Origin of the sequence: Collinsella aerofaciens ATCC 25986, assembly GCF_964237925.1 — a bacterium.
Classification (GTDB): Bacteria; Actinomycetota; Coriobacteriia; order Coriobacteriales; family Coriobacteriaceae; genus Collinsella; species Collinsella aerofaciens_BJ.
This window is the reverse complement of record NZ_CAXSKI010000002.1, coordinates 1-19,367: the sequence shown is the minus strand read 5'-3', so window position 1 is coordinate 19,367 and position 19,367 is coordinate 1. Positions and strand designations below refer to the sequence as shown.

Genomic DNA, 19,367 nt, shown 5'->3' with positions numbered 1-19,367 from the left:
TTTTATTCTTCGGAAAACATAATACCCCACGAGAGAATTATGCCGACACCCGTACGACAGGACAGGTCGCTTCGAGCAAGACCGGCTTCCCAAGCCCATCCTCAGCATACAAACCATCACAACATTCGATGCTTTTCCCGTTTTTGGCGATAAACGTCGAATGTTGTGATGGCTTGCCTGCCCACGGCACCCCGTAGAAGGACCAAAACGCCCCTAAAGGCCGCCGTCCCAGTGTCGAATCACGAATTCTCGCAGGTCGTTTTGACGTTTCTGGAACGCTTCGCTTCGGTCGCACTTAAGGCCCATAGCGAGCGCGATAGCGTTCATCGCCCGGTGCAATTGCAGCTGGTGGGCAAACTGAGTCCCGGTGAGGACGATCATCCTAAAGCCCAGCGCGCTCAGCACGGCCATACGCTCCGCATCCGACGCGCTGCGCTGTTTATCAAGATGGTCCGAGCCGTTGTATTCAATCCCTGTACCGCTCGCAGGCGCATATACGTCGATCTCGAAATACCCGGCCTTTGCGAGATACTTGAACTCGTTGGGAACATCGACCCGATGGTTGAGCTCGATCTTGGCATATCCCAGCCCTCCCTGGGAACGTTTCGCGACGACCATGATTGCGGTGGCCGTCTCCATGGGCGATCGCGCGCCATCGTGCACGCGCTTGAGCACGGCGGCCGCGCGTTTCACGCCTCGACGCGAAGGATTCTGCTCGCAAAAAGCACGCAGGTCGGCGACGGCATATCGCTGCGAGGCCTCGACATAATCATCGCTCGACAGATGGTTAAGGTGATACCGAGCACACACTTCAAATCCGTACTCAAGCTGCTCGAGCTCGCTCATCCACGAGCCCGCCTGGACAAGGCATATGGCCTCATCAACCACCAGAAGACCCTCTGCCACCTCGATAAGATGATCCGAAGGTGTGGGCGCCCCAAACACATGGCGTCGGAGACCCGCCGGCCGAGAGCGTTCAAAATCGAAGCTAACCAGCGTATCAATACGGCCGAGTTCCTCTTGAGGAATACCAAGTGAGACCAGATAGTCGGCGACAATCTCGACCGCTGCAGATATCCTCAATCCCTTGGCATCGAGCCCCAATTTGGGGAGGCTCGCAGTCGGCTCCACCTCGCCAGCAAATGAGCCTTCGTCGTATAGGCTGCTTGCCCGTGAGAGCGGCTCTAACGGGCGCGCCGCGTTGTGGTACAGCCAGGCAGTCTTATGGGACAGGACGATCGGCAAGTCCATGAGCTCTCCAATGGGTCGGATAACCAACCTTATTCCCCTGCTCACGGATTCGCACACTTCCACGTACAAGAAAGCATTCCACCCGTACGAGCGACAGAAAAACCGTCCCAAAAATCGATGCTTTTCTTCAATATCGAGAAAAACATCGATAATTGGGACGGTTTAGGGCGAGGTGAGAGGTCGGAGGGCCAGAGCAAGCCGCACTCCGACGGGTTAATCCAGCTCTTTTAAGCCATGCGCTAGCTGCCAGTACTCGCCGCGCTGGGCGAGCAATTCCTCGTGGGTGCCGCGCTCGATGATGCGGCCATGTTCGAGGACCATGATGGCGTCGGCGTCGCGGACGGTGGACAGGCGGTGCGCAATCATAAATGTGGTGCGGCCGCGCATGATGCGGTCCATGCCGCGCTCGATGAGCTTTTCGGTGCGCGTGTCGATGGAGCTTGTTGCCTCGTCCAGGATAAGCACCGGCGGGTCGGCCACGGCCACGCGCGCGATGGCGAGCAGCTGGCGCTGGCCCTGAGACAAGTTGGCGCCATCGGCCGTGACCGGTGTGTCGTAGCCTTGCGGCAGGCGACGGATAAACGAGTCGGCGCAGGCGGCCTCGGCGGCGGCACGCACCTCCTCGTCGGTCGCGTCGAGCTTGCCAAAGCGGATGTTCTGCGCAATGGTGCCGCTAAACAGGTGCGTATCCTGCAGCACAATGCCGAGCGACCCGCGCAAGCTGGCCTTGGCGATATGCTTGACGTCGATGCCGTCGTACGTAATCTCGCCGTCATCGACCTCATAGAAGCGGTTGATGAGGTTAGTGATGGTCGTCTTTCCGGCGCCCGTCGAGCCAACAAAGGCGATCTTTTGCCCCGGCTTGGCGAACAGGTTGAGATCCGTGAGCACGCGGGTGCCCGGCACGTAAGAAAAGTCCACGGCATGGAAGCGCACGTCGCCGGCGAGCGGGACCAGACCGGTAACAAGCTCGGTACCGTCGGCTGCCACCGCACGACCCGATTCACCAACGGCGGCCACATCGTGCAGATGTCCATACGTGCCCACACCCTGGCCCTCGGGAATCTTCCACGCCCACGCGGCGTCGCCCGTCTGCACCAGCTCCACGCAGCCCTCGTCCACCTCGGGCTTAAGGTCCATGGCGGCAAACAGGCGCTCGGCACCGGCCAGCGCGTTGAGTAAGAAGTTGCCCAGCTGCGTAAACTGGTTGATGGGCATGGCCGCCTGGCGCACAAAGACCAGGTAGCTCGCGAGTGCACCCACGTCGACAAGTCCCTTGATGCAGAGCATGCCGCCCGCCACGGCGACGATGGCGTAGTTGACGTAGCCGATCACCACGGTCATGGGCACCATCGAGTTGGCGTAGGCCTGCGCGGCGCCACCGGTGCGGCGCAGCTCCTGGTTGCGCGCGTCAAAACCTGCCACGTTGGCCTGCTCGTGGTTGAAGACCTTGATGACCTTTTGGCCCGAGACCATCTCCTCGACATATCCATCCAAGTCGCCGAGCGATGCCTGCTGGGCGGCAAAAAAGCGCTTGGAGCGGATACCCGAGTAGCGCGCGTACAGCACGATGGCCGCGTCGCACACGAGCGTGATAATCGTGAGCTGCCAGTTGAGGATGATGAGCATGGCCGTGGTGCCGATCACCTGAATGCTCGCCTGAATCACGTTGGCAAAGCTGTTGTTGAGCGCCTCGGAGACGGTGTCGACGTCGTTGGTGAAAAAGCTCATGATGTCGCCCAAGCGCGTACTGTCGAAATAGCTGAGCGGCAGCGTCTGAATGTGCGCGAACAGGTCGCGACGGATGTCGGACACCACGCGTTGGGCCGCGCGCACCATGATCTGCGAGTAGCCTAGGGCCGAGAGCACGCCCGCGGCGTAGATGATCGCCGTTACGATGACCTGCTTGGTGAGCAGCTCCTCACCGCCCGTGGCCAGGCCGTTGACGATGGGGCGCACCATGTAGGTGCCGGCGAGGCTCGCGATGGCCGCGACGGAGGCAAGCATACCCACCGCCAGCAGCGAGAACTTGGCATGGCCCATGTAAGAGAGCAAACGGCGCACAGTGCGCTTGAGGTCGGCCGGGCGCGCTTGGGCTGCGGTCTTAGGCATGGCGCTCGCCCCCTTCCAAGGGTAATCTGCTGGGGACGGAGGAAAACGGATTATTCGCGCAGCCATCGTCGCTGCCGTCGCCGGCGTCTACGTTCCCCGCAAACTCCATCTGCGAGGCGTAAATCTCCTGGTAGATGTTGTCGCCCGCTAGCAGTTCCTCGTGCGTGCCCACGCCGTGGACACGACCGTCGTCCAGCACCACAATGCGATCGGCATCCATAACGCTCGCGATGCGCTGGGCGATGATGAGCACGGTCGTATCGGGGATCCGAGCGATGTGCTCGCGAATCTTAGCGTCGGTCGCCATATCGACCGCGCTGGTGGAGTCATCAAAAATGAGCACGCGCGGATGCTTGAGCAGCGTGCGCGCGATGCACAGACGTTGCTTCTGACCACCCGAGACACCGGCGCCGCCTTGGCCCAACTCGCCGTCCAGCCCGCCGATGCGATCAAGGAACTCGTCCACGCACGCTGCGCGGCAAGCCGCGAGGAGCTCATCGTCCGACGCCTGCGGATTGCCCCACTGCAGGTTCTCGCGCACGGTGCCCGTGAACAACACGTTCTTTTGCAGCACAATGCCCACGGCGTCGCGCAAGGCGACCAGGTCGTAGTCGCGCACGTCGTGTCCGCCCACAAGTACGACGCCCTCGGTGGCGTCGTACAGACGCGCAATCAGCTGCACAATCGAGCTCTTACCCGAGCCCGTGCCGCCGAGGATGCCCACCGTCGAGCCGCTCTCGACGCGAAGGTCGATATGCTCGAGCACATCCTCGGCTGCATCCGCGCGGTATTTAAAGGAAACGTCGCGAAACTCGACACTGCCGTCCGCTGGCGCCGCAGTCGCGAGGTCTCCCGCAGGGTTGGCGATAAAGGGCTCCTCATCGAGCACCCCTGCGATACGGCCCACACTCGTGAGAGCGCGCGTGAGCAGCAAAAACACGTTGGAAATCATCATGAGCGAGTTCATGATCAGCAGCACGTAGCTCATAAAGCCCGTGAGAGAGCCCACGCCCAGCTTGCCGGCGAGAATCATGCGGCCGCCAATCCACAGGATGGAGAGCGCAGCCACGTACATCGACAGCTGAAACACCGGCAGGTTGAGCACGGCGGTGCCGAAGGTCTTGGTCGCCGTGCCGGCGAGCTCGGTATTGACGGTGTCAAACTTGTCGCACTCGTGCTCGGCGCGCACGTAAGCCTTCACGGCGCGCACGGCGGTAAGGTCCTCTTGCACCACGCCGTTAAGGTGGTCCATCGAGGTCTGGAGTTGGCGGTAGAGCGGACTGACGCGATAGGTGATGACACCCAGCACGATTGCCAGCACGGGCAAGATGATCGCAAAGACGGTGGCGAGCGGGCGCGACAGCATCAGCGCGTAGATAAGGCCGACGATAAGCGTCACCGGGCCGCGCACCATAGGGCGAAAGCCGTTGCTCACAGCATTTTGGATAACGGTGATGTCCGTGGTCATGCGAGTGACGAGCGAGCTGGCGTCGTAGTTGTCCAGGTTACCAAAAGCGAGCGTCTGAATCTTTTTGTACTCGGCCTCGCGCAGGTTAGCGCCTAGGCCCGAGGCAACGCGGGCGGACGTGTGTGCATAACCCAAGCCCAGTACCAGCGAAAGCGCAGCGCACACCAACATGTACGCGCCCTGCAGCAGCATGTAGTTGATATCACCCGCAGGCACGCCCACATCGATGATGTTGGCCATGATGACCGGGATAAACAGCTCGAGCACCGTCTCGACCGACACAAAGAACACGCCGAGAATGGCATCGCGACGGTATGCCCCTAGATAAGAAAACAGTATTTTGAGATTGCGCACGCAGGTTCAACCCCCATCAAACGTTGTTCGCAAACGCACGTATTATTGCGCGCCGAATAATGGTGTCAAGTATTCCGAAATCGTTTTCTGCAAGGTTAGCGCCGGCGGCGAGTTCTCGTGATGTGTGTCCATATTCACTCGGAATAATGGTGCGCGAGACTTTTTTCGCTCCGGCGTCAACACAAACCTTGACTCTACAATCGTTGTAGGGTTTTCACTACACTGGTAGCTAAACGAACCAAGCCAGAAAGCCCCGCCCATGGAACACGACCTCACACGCGGCAATGTCCTTAAGACCATCGCGGTCTTTGCCCTGCCCTATATGCTCTCGTACTTTTTGCAGATGCTCTACGGCATGGCCGACCTGTACATGATGGGGCAGTTTAGCGGCGCCGCCGGCATCACCGCCGTGGGTAATGGCGCGCAGACGCTCTATATCATTACCGTGACGCTCGTGGGCCTGGCCATGGGAACGACGGTCATCGTCGGCCACGCCGTGGGCTCGCGTCGCTTCGACCGCGCCGAGACCGCCATCGGCAACACCATCACGCTCTTTATGGGTGTCTCGGTGGTGCTGGCCGCTATCCTGCTCGCACTGTGCCCGCAAATCGTGGCGCTCATTGGCACGCCGGCCGAGGCAGTCGAAGGAACCGCCGCCTACCTGCGTATCTGCTTTGTCGGCATTCCGTTTATCGCCGCATACAACATTCTTTCGGCCATCTTTCGCGGGCTGGGCGATTCGCGCTCGCCCATGTACGTGATCGGCGTGGCGTGCATCATTAACATCGCGCTCGATTTTCTGTTTATCGGGCACATGGGGCTCGGCCCCGTGGGCGCGGCGCTCGGCACGGTAACCGCCCAGACGGCCAGCGTTGCCCTCGCACTCGTGTGGCTCAAGAGCCGCCGCACGAACATCCACGTTAAGCGCAGCGACCTGCGCCCCCAGCCCGAGGTGCTCGGCAGCATTCTTAAGATCGGCGTGCCCGTGGCCGTGCAGGACGGCTGCATCCAGGTGGCGTTTATGTTCATCACCGTCATTGCCAACCACCGAGGGCTCGTCGACGCCGCCGCCGTGGGCCTGGTCGAGAAGATGATCAGCTTTTTGTTCATTGTGCCGAGTTCCATGGGTGCCACCGTCAGCGCGCTCACGGCGCAAAACGCCGGCGCGGGCAAGGGCGACCGCGCATGTCAGGTGCTTAAAGACGCCATGACGATCTCGGTGGTGTACGGCTGCCTGATCACGGTGCTGATGTGGCTGGTGGCGCCGGCGTTTATCGGCTTTTTTGCCAAGGACTCTGCGGTGGTCGCGGCCGGCACCGGCTATATGCGCAGCTATATTTTCGACGCGATTTTTGCCGGCATCCACATTTGCTTTAGCGGCTTTTTCGCTGCGTATGGCAAGAGCTACATCGGCTTTGCGCACAACGTGCTGGCCGTGGCGCTCATTCGCGTGCCGGGCGCGTGGCTGCTGTCGAACGCCTATTCCGACACGCTGTTTCCCATGGGCATCGCTTCGCCGTGCGGGTCGATTCTGTCGGCAGTCATCTGTGTTGTCGCGTTTACCGTGCTCAACCGACGCGGGGCTTTTGACAAGTTGGCAGCGTAGCGGGGCAACGCGAAATCGCCCTTATCGACGACATCATCAGCGACGACCCGGCGACCCAAGTGACGTGGATCGCGGTGCCGGTTGCCCCGTCCAGATAAGAACTGCCTAGAAAACGTTCGGCTGAAGGCAGAATCTTGACGTTATAGGCCATATTTTGCCTCAAGGTCATCGAGAGCCTCAAAGGCATCACGCGCCGTGCCAGCAGCACGCTCCCGCTCGGCCACAGCTATACGAGCCATCAGACGAGCCTTAGCCTGTTCCTGAACCATGAGGTCGTAGTCCTCGGATCGAAGTACAACAAATTTGCTATAGCCGTTTTTTGTAACAGTCACTGGACCAGGAGCCTCCCAACAAGCTCGCTAAACGCCGGGGACAGTCCCCGATATGGCGGTTTTACTCCTCCGGAATCGGAAACGCACGGATGAACTCTGCAGGCGAGAAGGTCTTGATGGTCGAGCGCACAAAAGCGGCGCGGTCACGCGTGATGATAAAGTCCACGCCGGCACGCTCGGCCATCGCACGGATACAGCCGTCCTCAAAGTCCGGCTCATCGGAATAGGCGGAGGTAAAACAAGCTTCTTGGTCGAGAGGCTCTAACGAGTAGCTCTTAAGGCAGTCGCGCACTACCTCGCGGGCGCGCGCCTCGCCTGCCTGTTTAGTGAGAATGTAGTACACGTCCTTGAGAGAGCAGGCCGAAACAACGCCCTCGATAAGCCCCACGTCAACGAGCCCCTTGATCGTTTGCGCCGCTGCGTGCTCCGGCCGGCCCGGAAGCACGCAATCGAGCAGAAAATTGGTATCGAGAAATGCCCTCATAGGTAGCGCTCCCTCGCGACGCGCTTTTCATCTTCAACCGTCATCGTATCGAGCGGCGTTCCCTTTGGCATGTTAGCCACGATATCGAGATACTCCTGGTAGTCCTCATTCTCCGCGAGCATCTCACGGATCTCCTTCCAGGTGATCTTGGGATGCCACATCGTACCCACGTCGCGCTTGGGCTTGCCCGTGTCGCACGTCGGTTTTGCGCCCCCACGCTCCTGGGCAGCGTCATATTCCACTGCAACCGGGCCTTGATAGTCGAGCGGCACGATCTTGAACAACGGCTTGCTCCGCTTGAAGACCACAACCTCCTCGCCCTCATTGGCAACCTTTTCGGCCACCTGCGTAAGGTTTTGGCGCAGTTCCGAAAACGCGACGGTAACCATAACTGCTCCTCTCAACATATATCTTCACTGCTAAGTATACACGTTAATGTTAATGTTTATATATAAAGACCGCCGCAATGGAGAACCGTCATTGTGAGGTCCCTCTGCCCTGCATGAATCTCTTATCGCTCTGGGACGGCACCGGTTCGCAGGATCGCCCTCATCGACAATATCGTCAGCGACGACCCCGCGACCTACGTGACGCAGATCACGGTGCCGGTTGCCCCGTCCAAATAAGAACCGCCCGGAAGGCATCGTGCTTCCGGGCGGTTCTTCAATTTGGTTATCGATGCGCTAAGCCTCCGGCACCTCGCCGGTAGCCAGGATCTGCTCGAGTGCGTCCTCGTCCAGCACGGGTACGCCCAGCTGCTCGGCTTTGGTGAGCTTGGAGCCCGCTTTGGGGCCGGCGACTAGATAGCTCGTCTTCTTTGAAACACTGCCCGAGACCTTGGCACCAAGCACCTTGAGCGCCGCGCCTGCCTCGTCGCGCGTGCGGTTGACGAGCGTGCCGGTGAGCACGAAGGTCAGGCCCGCGAGCGGCTGTGCGTCGGCGAGCTCGCCCGCCACGCCAGCGTCGGCCGCGGCTTGCGCGTGTGCGGCGCCCAGGTCGACCTCGAGCGAAAGGCCCGCCTGGCGCAGGCGCTCCAGCACGGCAAGGTTCTCGGGCACGGCCAGGAACTGCTTGACGCTCGCCGCAATCTTGGGACCGATGCCCTCGCACTCGGCAATATCCTCTTCGCTCGCCAAGATAAGCTTGTCAATCGACAGGAATCGCTCGGCGATGACCTCGCCCACGCTCTTGCCCACGTGGCGTATACCCAGGGCAAACAGCACGCGACCGAGTGGCTGGCTCTTGGACTTGTTGAGCTCGGCAATGATTTTCTCGGCCGTCTTGAGGCCTACCGGAATGGGGTCGCCCTTCTTGACGCCCTTTTTGCTGTTGGAGCTGGCATAAGTGCGCCCCGTGTCCAGGCCGGCGATGTCGTCGACTGTGAGCTGGTAGAAGTCCGCGACATCGTGGATCAGCCCGGCGGCAATCATCTTGTCGACGATCTCGTCGCCCAGGCCGTCAACATCCATGCAACCGCGGCTCACCCAGTGGAGCAGGCGCTCCTTAAGCTGTGCGGGACAATCGATGGAGACGCAACGATAAGCGACCTCGCCGTCCTCGTGGACCACGGGGCTACCGCACACGGGGCAGACCTCGGGCATGTGCCAGTCGACCGAATCGGCCGGGCGTTTATCGAGCACCGGGCCCACGACCTCGGGGATCACGTCGCCCGCCTTATGCACGATGATAGTGTCGCCCTCGCGCACGTTTTTGCGACGGATCTCGTCGATGTTGTGCAGCGTGGCGCGCGCGATGGTGGAGCCGGCGACCGTCACCGGGTCGAACTCGGCGACCGGCGTGAGCACACCGGTGCGGCCCACCTGGATGCGAATTTCGCGCAGGATGGTCTGCTTTTCCTCGGGCGGGAACTTAAAGGCAATGGCCCAGCGCGGCGCGCGGGCGGTAAAGCCCAGATCGAGCTGTTGCTGAAAGCTGTCCACCTTTACGACCACGCCGTCGATGTCGTAATCCAGGTCGCCGCGGTGCTCGAGCGCCTGGGCACAGAACTCGTGAACCTCGGCGGGCGTGGCGCAACGAGCCACGTTGGGGTTGACACTAAAGCCAGCGCTACGCAGCCAGTCGAGAAACTCGCGCTGGCTGTGGACGTGCAGCGGGTCGGTATCGGCGATGGCATAGATAAAGGTGGCCAGGTCGCGCCGCGCCGTGACCTTGGGATCCTTTTGGCGCAGGCTGCCGGCGGCGGCGTTGCGCGGGTTGGCGAAGGGGTCGCGGCCCTCGGCATCGGCCTCTTCATTCAGACGAACAAAGCTGCCCTTGGGCATGTAGACCTCGCCGCGTACCTCAATGGTGCGCTCGCGGTCGGCGCCCATGTGGGCGAGCGCCGGCTCGGACAGGTGCATGGGCACATCCTTGATGGTGCGCACGTTGAGCGACACGTCCTCGCCCGTGGTGCCATCGCCACGTGTGGCCGCACGTACGAAGGTGCCGTTTTGGTAGGTAAGGGCCACGCCCAGGCCGTCGATCTTAAGCTCGCAGGTATAGGTGACGCTACCGGCACCGAGCGCATCCTCAGCGCGCTGAAGCCATGCGTCGAGCTCGTCCAGGTCCATGGCATCGTCCATGGAATACATGCGTGCCATGTGCGTGACCGGCGTAAACTGCTCGCTCACGTAGCCGCCCACGCGCTGGGTATAGCTGTCGGGCGTCACCAGATCGGGATAAGCCGCCTCAATTTCCTGCAACTCAACGAGCATTTTGTCAAAGGCGGCATCCGTGATCTCGGGCGCATCGAGCATGTAGTAGCGATAGGCGTGGTAATCGAGCTCGTGGCGCAGCTCGGCCGCACGCGCTGCCGCCTGGGCACGGGCGTCGACCGGTGCGGTGGCATCCGCGCTCGCGGGCGTTTCGGTATCGATGTCCACGCCGTCACCAAACAGGCTCGATTGCTCCATAGCGGCACTCCTTCGCTCGATTTCAAACGGATACTAGAGTACCACCGGTCGCAATGAGGCCGAATAGCGGTCTCGAACCGCACCGAATCGGCAGCCGCCAGACTGGAGTGGACAGTTAGTTCAGATACGTATAAATCCTAGAGCTGAATCAGGCACGAACACCCCTGTTTCAACTAATTTGGGCTCCTCGAGACCATGTAAACGTCCCGCTCTCCCTTCCAAACACCCATTCGAGCCCCATCCCAATCAAAAATTGCTCAAAACGCATCCCAAGCTGCCCCAGATTTATACGTATCTGAACTAACTGTCCAGACCATTCCGGACCAGGCCTCTTGTCAGCCCCAAGCGATCCGTTTTCCTCCGTCCCCAACGGATCAATAAGAAAAGAGGGGCTGTCCCACACTTGGCGGGACAGCCCCTCTGGCTTCGGCATATGCGAAACGGCTCGCTAGTAGCCCTGGCCGTAGCCCTGGCCCTGACCCTGCTGGCCCAGCAGCTCCTCCAGGTACTGGCGCAGCTGCTCGTCGGTAATACCGCCGTTGCCGGTGTCGGTCGAGCTGTCGTCCTGCTGCTGGTTCTGCAACTCCTCATCGGAGCCCAGCTCAACCGTGACCTTCTTCTCGTCCTTGCCGCGCATAAGCGTGATCTCGACCTTCTCGCCCACCTCGTGGCTGCGCAGTGCGATGATCAGGCCATCGGCGCTCGTGATCTCGTCGTCGCCCAGCTTGGTGATGACGTCGCCCTCCTGAATTCCGGCCTTAGCAGCAGGACCATCCTCAACGACGCTCGCCACATACGCGCCGCTATCGGTGCTCAGCTTGTTGGTGCGGGCGTTAAGCGCATTGACGCTCGAAAGTGTGGCGCCCAGATACGGATGAACCGGCGTCTTGCCGCCGATGATCTGGTCGGCAATGTTCTTGGCGTAGTTAACGGGAATAGCAAAGCCCACGCCCGAGCTGGAGCCCGAATAGCTCTCGATGAGCGAGTTGATGCCCACCAGCTCACCATTGTCGTTAACGAGCGCGCCACCCGAGTTGCCCGGGTTGATGGCGGCATCGGTCTGGATCATGTTGGCATAGATGGTGTTACCGCTGGTAGAGCTCATGGCCGTGGAGCGATACAGCGCCGACACGATACCCGTGGAGACAGACTGCTCGTTGCCGAACGGCGAGCCGATTGCCATGACCCACTCGCCCACGTTGAGCTTGGAGGAGTCGCCGATCTCGATTGGCGTGAGCTTGGAAGCGTCGGCGTCCTTGAGCTTGATGACGGCCAGGTCGCTCGAGGCGTCGTTGCCCACGAACTCGGCCTCGTACGTGGTTCCGTCGTCCATGGTAACCACGTACTGGTCATAGCCATCGACCACATGGTTGTTGGTGAGGATGTGGCCCTCGGTATCGAGCACAACGCCCGAACCGACGCTGCCCGAGCCATCCGACTCGTCAGCAGACTGCGAAAGCGAGCCATTCTGGCTGCCGCTCGAAGTGGCAGTGATGGAAACGACGGAGGGCAGAGCCTTGGCGGAAACGGCCTCGGCCAGCGTAGTATCCTCGGAGTCAATGGTGATCTTTTGCGTCGACGAACCCGAAGCACCCGCCGTCACGGCATTCTTTCCGCCGCCAATGTTGAGCGTGCCACTCATAATGAGCGCGATGACCAACAGGGCGCCGCATGCGCAGCCGGCGAGTGCTGTAATAAAGATCGGCAGCTTTTTGGTCTTGGTCTTGACCACCGTGTGCTTGTTCACGACCTGTTGGCCGCCCAGCGGCTGGCCGGTCTGTGTGTCGTAAGCCTGCACGTAGGGAATGTTGCTACCGGCAGGCGTCGACTCCACCTGCACACGCGGCTGCTGCTGGGTCTCGCCAGCGTTGCCCGCATCCCGGGGACGCTGGGAATCGTTCTCGCTCATAGCTGCGATCCTTTCGTCAAATAACCAAAGGCCCGCCAAACATGTGGCGGGCCATCATTGTTCACGTTGAGTTGTACCCCAATATGCGGGCGAACGTGTATGAGAACGCAATCTTTTAGGAAGGCTTAAGTTCTGTTGCAGGCCCGAAAGGACCCGGCCCACGGCAAAACCACCACAAAGGTGCCTGTCCCCTTTGTGGTGGAAATCTAGTCCTTAAACAGATAGCCAACGCCGCGGACGGTGGTGATGTGCGCCGCTATCTGCGGGCCCACCTTGGAGCGGATGCGTCGGATGTGCACGTCGACGGTGCGCGTGCCGCCGCAGTACTCAAAGCCCCACACGCGGTGCAGCAGCACCTCGCGGCTGTAGGCGCGGTTGGGGTGCGTCGCCAAAAAACTCAGCAGCGAGTACTCCATCAGCGTCAGGTCGATGGGCTCGTTATCGAGCGTCACCTGGTAGGTAGCCAAGTTGATCTCGAGGTTGTCAATGTTGAGCACATCGTCGGCGGTAACGGTCTCCTCCTCGCCCATCAGGCGCTGCGCGCGAGCCTTGAGCTCGTTGGGCGTCGCCGTGGGGCATACAAAGTCGGCATGCGCGTGATTCGGCAGACGCAGGGTGCCGAGCGCCTCGTCGTCGACAATCACCAACATGGGAACGCCGCCGCGGTCGTCGAGCCATTTGGCAATCTGATCGATGCGGTCGCTGCGGATGCCATCGGAATCGAGGATCAGCAGGTCAAAGTCGTGCGCTGCGGTCGGCGAATCGGGGGTTGCCAGGCTCACCTCGACACCCAGGGTGGTCGTCAAGCTGCGGGCAAACTCGTGGAAGCGCGTCGTGCGCGCCATGAACAGGGCACTCTTTTCGGACATATCGGCCTCCAAAGAAATGAGCTCAATCGTACTGGAACAAGCCAGCGCGATTAGGAGTTCGCCAGGTAGTGCTTGATCTCCCACTCGGTGATCGTAGACTCAAACTTATGCCACTCGTCACGCTTCTTTTTGAGGAAGAAGCTGTGGATGTGCTCGCCGAGGGCATCCTTCATAAACTGCGAGTCCTCAAATACGTCGAGCGCCTCTTTGAGCGAGCGCGGCAGCGGCGTATAACCGGCCTCGAGCATCTGACGGTCGGTAAGCTTGAGCGTCTCGGCCGTGGCCTCGGGCGGGAGTTCCAGCTTGCGCTCGATGCCGTCGAGACCGGCCGCCAGCGTGACGGCGTTGACCAGGTACGGGTTGGCCATGGGGTCGGGGCTACGAAGCTCGATGCGCGTGGACAGCTGCTTGCCGGGCTTGTAGACCGGAATGCGGACCATACTCGCGCGGTTGCGCAGGCCCCACGTGGCGTACTGCGGCACGGAGTCGCCGCCCGTGGTGATGCGCTTGTACGAGTTGACCGTGGGGTTAGTGATGGCGCTGATCTCGCGCGCGTGCGCCAGAATGCCGGCCATGTAGTGTTTGGCGATGTCGGAAAGATGGTACTTCTCGTCGTCCTCGCCCCAAAAGACGTTGTTGCCGTCGTGGTCGAATAGCGACTGGCACAGGAACATAGCACTGCCGTCCTCGCCTGCCAACGGTTTGGGCATAAAGGAGGCGTGGCAACCGCTCTCGTAGGCCTGCTGTTTAATGATGAGTTTGGCCGTGGTGATGGCGTCGGACATGCTCAGGGCCTCGGCGTGGCGCAGGCTCATGCCGTGCTGCGAGCGGCCGGCGGCGTGGAAGGTGTACTCCACGGGCACGGACATCTTCTCGAGCGTGAGGACCGTGTTGCGGCGCAGGTCGCGGGCGGCATCGCTCACCGAAAGATCGAAGTAGCCCACGTTGTCGAGCGGCTCGGGCGTGTGCTCGTCGGGGAAGTAGTAATACTCCAGCTCGGCACCCACGTTGAGCAGGTAGCCAGCCTTCTCGGCCTTGCGGAACATGCGGCGCAGGGCATCGCGCGGGTCGCCGGCAAACGGCTTGCGATCGGGAGTGCACACGTCGCAGAACACGCGAGCGACGCCGTTGTGGCTCGGGCGCCACGGCAGAATCTGGAAGGTCGAAGCATCGGGGAATGCGAGCATGTCGGCTTCCTCGGGCGTGGCAAAGCCCTCGATGGCGGAGCCGTCAAAGCCAATACCCTCCTCAAAAGCGACCTCGAGGTCCTCGGGGCTAATGGCAAAGTTCTTGAGGCGGCCGAGAATGTCGACAAACCACAGACGCACAAAGCGGATGTCACGCTGCTCTACGGAGCGGAGTACGTAATCGATGTTCTGCTGGTTCATGTCGCTCCCCTTTCTTTCGGGCGGGTTTCGACTGGTCTATATCGCAGATACTATCGCAGAAAAATGTTTCCGCAGGGTTAAAGCGTATCAAGCGCTCAAAAAACGTGTGTGAACAGGCAGTTGCGAACGAATGGTTAGCGCGAGGTTGATGCGCGATGTTCGATGTGGCCGGGAATCTCGATGCGTTTGGGCGCCAGCTTTGCGGCCTCGCCCACCGTAGTGGTAACAACGTCAATGCGCTCGGAGAGGCGCTCGACCACGCGCTCGGCGATGGTAAGGGTGTCTTGCGCGGCCGTGGTCACGCCGCCAAAGAGCACATGGTTCCAGGGGTAGTCATCAAACGTCGCGATTTTGAGCCCCGCCGGCAGCGAGGGACCAAGCTGCGCCAGCGCCTCGGTCAGACGCAGGAAAACCAGGCCGTTGACAGCAATGAGGCCGAGCTTTTTGCCTGCATAGCCGCGGATGGTCTCGTCCAAGCGGCCGACGCCCGAGGCGCCACCGTCGGCCAGAGTGACGACCTCACCCGCAAGGCCGCGTCGCGAAAGTTCGTCGGCAAAGGCCTCGGCGCGCTCTCGACGCACGGGGCTATCGTCGCTTGCCTCGGTGAGCAGGCACAGGCGCTCGCTGCCCGCAGCGGCCAAGGCGTCTACCAAGCCGGCGACTAGCTCACGGTTGTTAGATGTCACCAGATCGACACCGCCGTCGGCAACGTCGCGGTCGAGCAGCACAACGGGCAGGCGCCCCGCTGCCGCGGCGATCGCCTCGTCATTGCCTCCGCAGGTGTTGACGACCAGACCGTCCACGCCAGCATCGATAAGTCTGGCGAGCGACTCGGCCTCCTTAGCGGGGTCGTTGCCGCTAATGGCCGTCATGAGCGAGCAGCCGCGCGCGGCGGCGCTGGCGGAAAGGCCCTCGAGCATAGCGCTGGAGAACGGGTTGGCGATGTCGGCCAGGATCACGCCGATGAGGTTGGTGCGCGAGCTGCGCAGATTGCGCGCGGCAGCACGTGGGCGATAGCCGGTGCGCTCGATAACCGCCGCGATGCGAGCGCGGGTTTCCTCGGTCATCTGCCCGGGGCGGTTGTTGAGATAGCGCGAGACCGTGGCCGGGCTCACGCCCGCCTCGGCGGCAATGTCCTTGATTCTCATCTGCGCCATAGCGCACCCCGTTTCCCAATTGTCGGCGGTCTGAGCCATTTTAGGCATTTTTTAAAAATCTCGGTTGCAAAACGCTGTAGGTGAGTATACTACAACTCGAAACGAAACCGATTTCGTAAACCGATTTCGGAAAGCGTTGGCACGGAGGTGCAAAGATGTACCCTACCGTCTTGGCACCTCCGTGCCAACGCCATATCAAAGGTGTACGCACGAGCAAGAAGGAGCTGCGCGACCATGGGTAAAACGGTTCTTACCTTCGGCGAGATCATGATGAGGCTCTCGCCCAAAGACCATCTGCGCATTGAGCAGGCGACCGAGTTTGACGTCCGCTACGGCGGCGCCGAGGCAAACACCGCGCTTTCCCTGGCTTACCAAGGCGACAAGGCCGCTTACGTCTCCGTTGTCCCGGCCAACCGTCTGGGCGAGTGTGCTCTGCGTTCGCTTAAGGCTTACGACGTCGACACCACGCGCGTCGTGCGTCAGGGCGACCGTCTTGGCTCCTATGTGTTTGAGGTCGGTGCCTCGCAGCGCGGCAATGGTTGCGTCTACGACCGCAAGTACTCTGCCATCAACATGGCCAAGCGTGACGTCTTTGACTGGGACGAGATCCTCAAGGGCATCGATGTCTTCTATTTCTCCGGCGTGACGCCCGCTGTCTCCGACGAGATGGCCGCTGCGTGCAAAGATGCCCTCACCGCTTGCCGCGCCAAGGGCATCACCACCGTGTGCGACGTCAACTATCGCGGCAAGATGTGGTCGCCCGAAAAGTCGCAGGCCACCATGAAGGAGCTCCTGCCGCTCGTCGACATCTGCATCGCCAACGACGAGGATGCGCCCGCCGGCCTCGGCATGACCTGCGTCTCTGGTTCCCTTGCCCATGGCATCGAGGAGCGCGACACCTACGTCGAGATGGCCCGTCAGATCTGCGCCGAGTACGGCTGCAAAAAGGTCGCCTCGGTCGTCCGCAACATCTCTTGCGTCGAGCGCTCCATCTGGATGGGCATGCTCTTTGACGCCGAGAGCGGCGAGCACTGGTTCTCCCCTGCTCACGACGTGCACGTGCTCGAGGGCGTTGCCGCCGGCGACGCTTTCAACGCTGGCCTCGTCCATGCCCTCATCAACGACTTTGACCCGCAGGACGCCGTCAACTACGCGATTGCAGCCTCGATCCTCAAGCTCACCATCAAGGGCGATTCCAACTTGGTGACCGCAGACGAGATCGCAGCCGTGGCATCCGCCGCCGACGGTGGCACCCGCGTCGCGCGCTAGTCCGTCTCCATTCCGCGGGCCGCAGCTTTCCAATCCCATACCTCTGCGGCCCGCTCCCCGATTCCTCCGGCCGGGCAAAACCACCAGTCCCATTCCGATTTTGCCTGGCATTCCCTACACGACTGGTCGAGCAGCCGGTTTTGGAATTGCTTGTGACCCCAAGCAGTGCCTCCGATAACCAATCCAAAATCGGCTCCTGACCAGCACATTTGGCAATCACGCGCCCATGCGCGCCACACATCGAAAGGAACATCATGTTCAATCAGTTCTACACCACGCTTGAGTCCCTGGGCATCGTGCCGGTCGTTGTGCTCGACAAGGTCGAGGACGCCGCTCCGCTCGCCCACGCCCTTATGGCAGCTGGCATGAAGTCCGCCGAGGTCACCTTCCGCACCGCCTGCGCCGCCGAGTGCATCGCCGCTATGGCCGAGGCCGAGCCCGAGATGTGCGTTGGCGCCGGCACTGTCCTGACCGTCGAGCAGGTTGAGCAGGCACGCGCAGCCGGTGCCAAGTTCATCGTCTCCCCGGGTTACAACGAGGACGTCGTGAAGCACTGCATCGACATCGACCTGCCCGTCCTTCCCGGCACCGTGACCCCCTCCGAGGTCACCGCAGCCGAGAACCTGGGCCTCAAGGTCACCAAGTTCTTCCCCGCGTCCCAGTATGGCGGCCTGAACACCATCAAGGCCCTCGCCGCTCCGTTTGTCGGTCACCGCTTTATGCCTACCGGCGGCGTGAGCACCGCCAACGTCGAGGAGTACCTGAGCTCCTCCGCCATCATCGCCTGCGGTGGCACCTGGATGGTTAAGCCGGCCCTGTTTGCCGACGGCGACTTCTCCAAGGTCGAGCAGATTGCCCGCGAGGCCATGGACGTCGTCAAAAAGGTCCGCGGCCAGGTTTAGCTCTCTATCGTGAAAGGGGGCGTGCCCTAGACCTCGCCCCCTTTCTTTTAAAACGGCTCGGAAGCGCGCCGTTTCCGTCACGAGCAAGAACCAAAACCGTCTTGTATGCTGATAGAACGTGACGGAAGCGACACGCCCCCGAGCCGCTTTGCCTACTCGGCTGGCAGTCGCACTCAACTAAGACACTTCGACAAAAGCCGAACCATCAAAACAGCTGCGGCACCGTCTGGAGGAATGGACCCTTGCTTCCGGTCTTTTCCTCCAAGCGGCGCCGCAGCGTTTTCGTGCCCCGATGTGCCCCGGCACTTGCGGTGGAATACGGACTGCTTACACCATCAGAGCCGCAAAACAATCCCTATTTCACCGCAACTAATGAAGAGAACGAGTTAGATGGCCGAGTCTTTGGACAGCTCAAAATAGTCAGGATGTAAGGCGATAACCGGGCCCTGCTCCTCGGGCATCAGGTGCAGGTGTGTCTCGGCCAGATAGCTCGCCGTGTCGGTATCGCCCTTTTTAATGGCCTCGAGAATTCGGCGATGCTGCCGACGAATCGGCTCCCAATCCAGATCCTGAGAGACCATACGCAACCAGTTGTATCGCTCAAAATGCGTATTGACGCTCTTCATCCAATCCCACAACATGTGGCGGCCGGCAATCTCAAAACACGTCTCATGGAACAGGTTGTCCAGATCGAAAAAGCGACGCGTTTCGCTATGGTCGAGCGACTCGGACTCGGCAAGAATCTGCTCGAGCCGATGCTTTTGCTCGGGCGTGGCGGCCGAACAGCATTTAATAAGCACGCTTCTCTCGAGCTTCTCACGCAAGAAGCAGGCGTTTTCGGCGTGTTCCATGCTGATCTTAGAGACGTAGGTGCCGCTTTTGGGGCGCGTTTCCACCAGCTCCTGCTCACGCAGGCGTACAAAGGACTCGCGAATGGGCGTGCGCCCGATTCCCGTCTCCTTTTCCAGACCAATCGCCGAAAGGCGCGTGCCGGGCTTGAGCTCGGCATAGATGATCTTGGAGCGCAATGCGTTGTATGCCTGATCTTGCAGGCTCTGATAATGCTGGTGTTGTTCCATAAAGCCCTCGGATAAGTCCTCGGTTAGTCGAATACCACCATGCAATACTATCGCATCGACACGCCCCAGCTCCCAATCAGTCTTTTTGGGACGGGGCTTTTTGGCTACCCTGAGCCGCAGGTCGGCCCCTTGCCACAAAAGTGGCCCATCTACTACGTTAACACGGATAGCCTCGGCCATACCGAAAACCGTGAAAACAAAACCGACGCTCCTATAAGTTGTCAAGAGGCAGTTTGCGGGAGCGTTCTCTCCAATTCGCACAGGAGCTCGTAATA

The 19,367-nt window shown here is 60.8% G+C and carries 15 protein-coding genes; 3 read left to right on the top strand and 12 right to left on the bottom strand.

Going from position 1 to position 19,367, the window contains the following annotated elements:
• Positions 1-213: 213 nt before the first annotated feature.
• The 3 genes from ACESWY_RS01105 to ACESWY_RS01095 form a co-directional block, all read right to left on the bottom strand.
• The gene (locus ACESWY_RS01105) at positions 214-1,251 is read right to left on the bottom strand and encodes a putative endonuclease domain-containing protein (RefSeq protein WP_373092405.1); all 1,038 of its coding nucleotides are present in this window, start codon (positions 1,249-1,251) and stop codon (positions 214-216) included.
• Between the two features lie 213 nt (positions 1,252-1,464).
• Entirely contained in the window at positions 1,465-3,363 is a 1,899-nt protein-coding gene (locus ACESWY_RS01100) for an ABC transporter ATP-binding protein (RefSeq protein WP_138114137.1), read from the bottom strand.
• Positions 3,356-5,185, bottom strand: a complete 1,830-nt coding sequence (locus ACESWY_RS01095) for an ABC transporter ATP-binding protein (protein ID WP_138114134.1) — start codon at positions 5,183-5,185, stop codon at positions 3,356-3,358. Before ACESWY_RS01095 ends, ACESWY_RS01100 begins: the two co-directional genes overlap by 8 nt.
• 259 nt (positions 5,186-5,444) lie before the next feature.
• Between ACESWY_RS01095 and ACESWY_RS01090 the strand changes: the two genes are divergently transcribed.
• The gene (locus ACESWY_RS01090) at positions 5,445-6,791 is read left to right on the top strand and encodes an MATE family efflux transporter (protein ID WP_195246041.1); all 1,347 of its coding nucleotides are present in this window, start codon (positions 5,445-5,447) and stop codon (positions 6,789-6,791) included.
• Between the two features lie 140 nt (positions 6,792-6,931).
• Here the strand turns inward: ACESWY_RS01090 and ACESWY_RS01085 are convergent, their stop codons facing one another.
• The 8 genes from ACESWY_RS01085 to ACESWY_RS01050 all read right to left on the bottom strand — a co-directional run bounded on the left by ACESWY_RS01085 (position 6,932) and on the right by ACESWY_RS01050 (position 15,842).
• On the bottom strand, positions 6,932-7,123 hold the full coding sequence (locus ACESWY_RS01085) for a hypothetical protein (protein WP_050766097.1): 192 nt from the start codon (positions 7,121-7,123) through the stop codon (positions 6,932-6,934).
• 61 nt (positions 7,124-7,184) lie between these two features.
• On the bottom strand, positions 7,185-7,607 hold the full coding sequence (locus ACESWY_RS01080; protein WP_373092401.1) for a type II toxin-antitoxin system VapC family toxin: 423 nt from the start codon (positions 7,605-7,607) through the stop codon (positions 7,185-7,187).
• A complete protein-coding gene (locus ACESWY_RS01075) occupies positions 7,604-7,996 on the bottom strand; it encodes a type II toxin-antitoxin system Phd/YefM family antitoxin (RefSeq protein WP_373092399.1) in 393 nt (130 codons plus the stop codon). Before ACESWY_RS01075 ends, ACESWY_RS01080 begins: the two co-directional genes overlap by 4 nt.
• 294 nt (positions 7,997-8,290) lie before the next feature.
• Complete coding sequence (gene ligA / locus ACESWY_RS01070; RefSeq protein WP_373092397.1) at positions 8,291-10,519, bottom strand: NAD-dependent DNA ligase LigA; 2,229 nt, start codon at positions 10,517-10,519, stop codon at positions 8,291-8,293.
• A gap of 448 nt (positions 10,520-10,967) precedes the next feature.
• Positions 10,968-12,428, bottom strand: a complete 1,461-nt coding sequence (locus tag ACESWY_RS01065) for a S1C family serine protease (RefSeq protein ID WP_373092395.1) — start codon at positions 12,426-12,428, stop codon at positions 10,968-10,970.
• Between the two features lie 206 nt (positions 12,429-12,634).
• The gene (locus ACESWY_RS01060; protein ID WP_006234733.1) at positions 12,635-13,297 is read right to left on the bottom strand and encodes a response regulator transcription factor; all 663 of its coding nucleotides are present in this window, start codon (positions 13,295-13,297) and stop codon (positions 12,635-12,637) included.
• Positions 13,298-13,347: 50 nt separating this feature from the next.
• On the bottom strand, positions 13,348-14,685 hold the full coding sequence (locus ACESWY_RS01055; RefSeq protein WP_117745685.1) for a glutamine synthetase family protein: 1,338 nt from the start codon (positions 14,683-14,685) through the stop codon (positions 13,348-13,350).
• A 134-nt stretch (positions 14,686-14,819) separates the two neighbouring features.
• A complete protein-coding gene (locus ACESWY_RS01050; RefSeq protein ID WP_373092391.1) occupies positions 14,820-15,842 on the bottom strand; it encodes a LacI family DNA-binding transcriptional regulator in 1,023 nt (340 codons plus the stop codon).
• A gap of 234 nt (positions 15,843-16,076) precedes the next feature.
• Between ACESWY_RS01050 and ACESWY_RS01045 the strand changes: the two genes are divergently transcribed.
• Positions 16,077-17,111 carry a PfkB family carbohydrate kinase gene (locus ACESWY_RS01045; RefSeq protein ID WP_373092389.1) on the top strand — a complete coding sequence of 345 codons (1,035 nt, stop codon included), beginning with the start codon at positions 16,077-16,079 and terminating at the stop codon, positions 17,109-17,111.
• Between the two features lie 254 nt (positions 17,112-17,365).
• Complete coding sequence (gene eda, locus ACESWY_RS01040; RefSeq protein ID WP_373092387.1) at positions 17,366-18,013, top strand: bifunctional 4-hydroxy-2-oxoglutarate aldolase/2-dehydro-3-deoxy-phosphogluconate aldolase; 648 nt, start codon at positions 17,366-17,368, stop codon at positions 18,011-18,013.
• Between the two features lie 386 nt (positions 18,014-18,399).
• On the opposite strand, the gene ACESWY_RS01035 is transcribed toward eda, so the two are convergent.
• Positions 18,400-19,092 (bottom strand): GntR family transcriptional regulator, encoded by a 693-nt coding sequence (locus ACESWY_RS01035; protein WP_195246050.1) that lies wholly within the window; start codon positions 19,090-19,092, stop codon positions 18,400-18,402.
• Positions 19,093-19,367 lie beyond the last annotated feature (275 nt).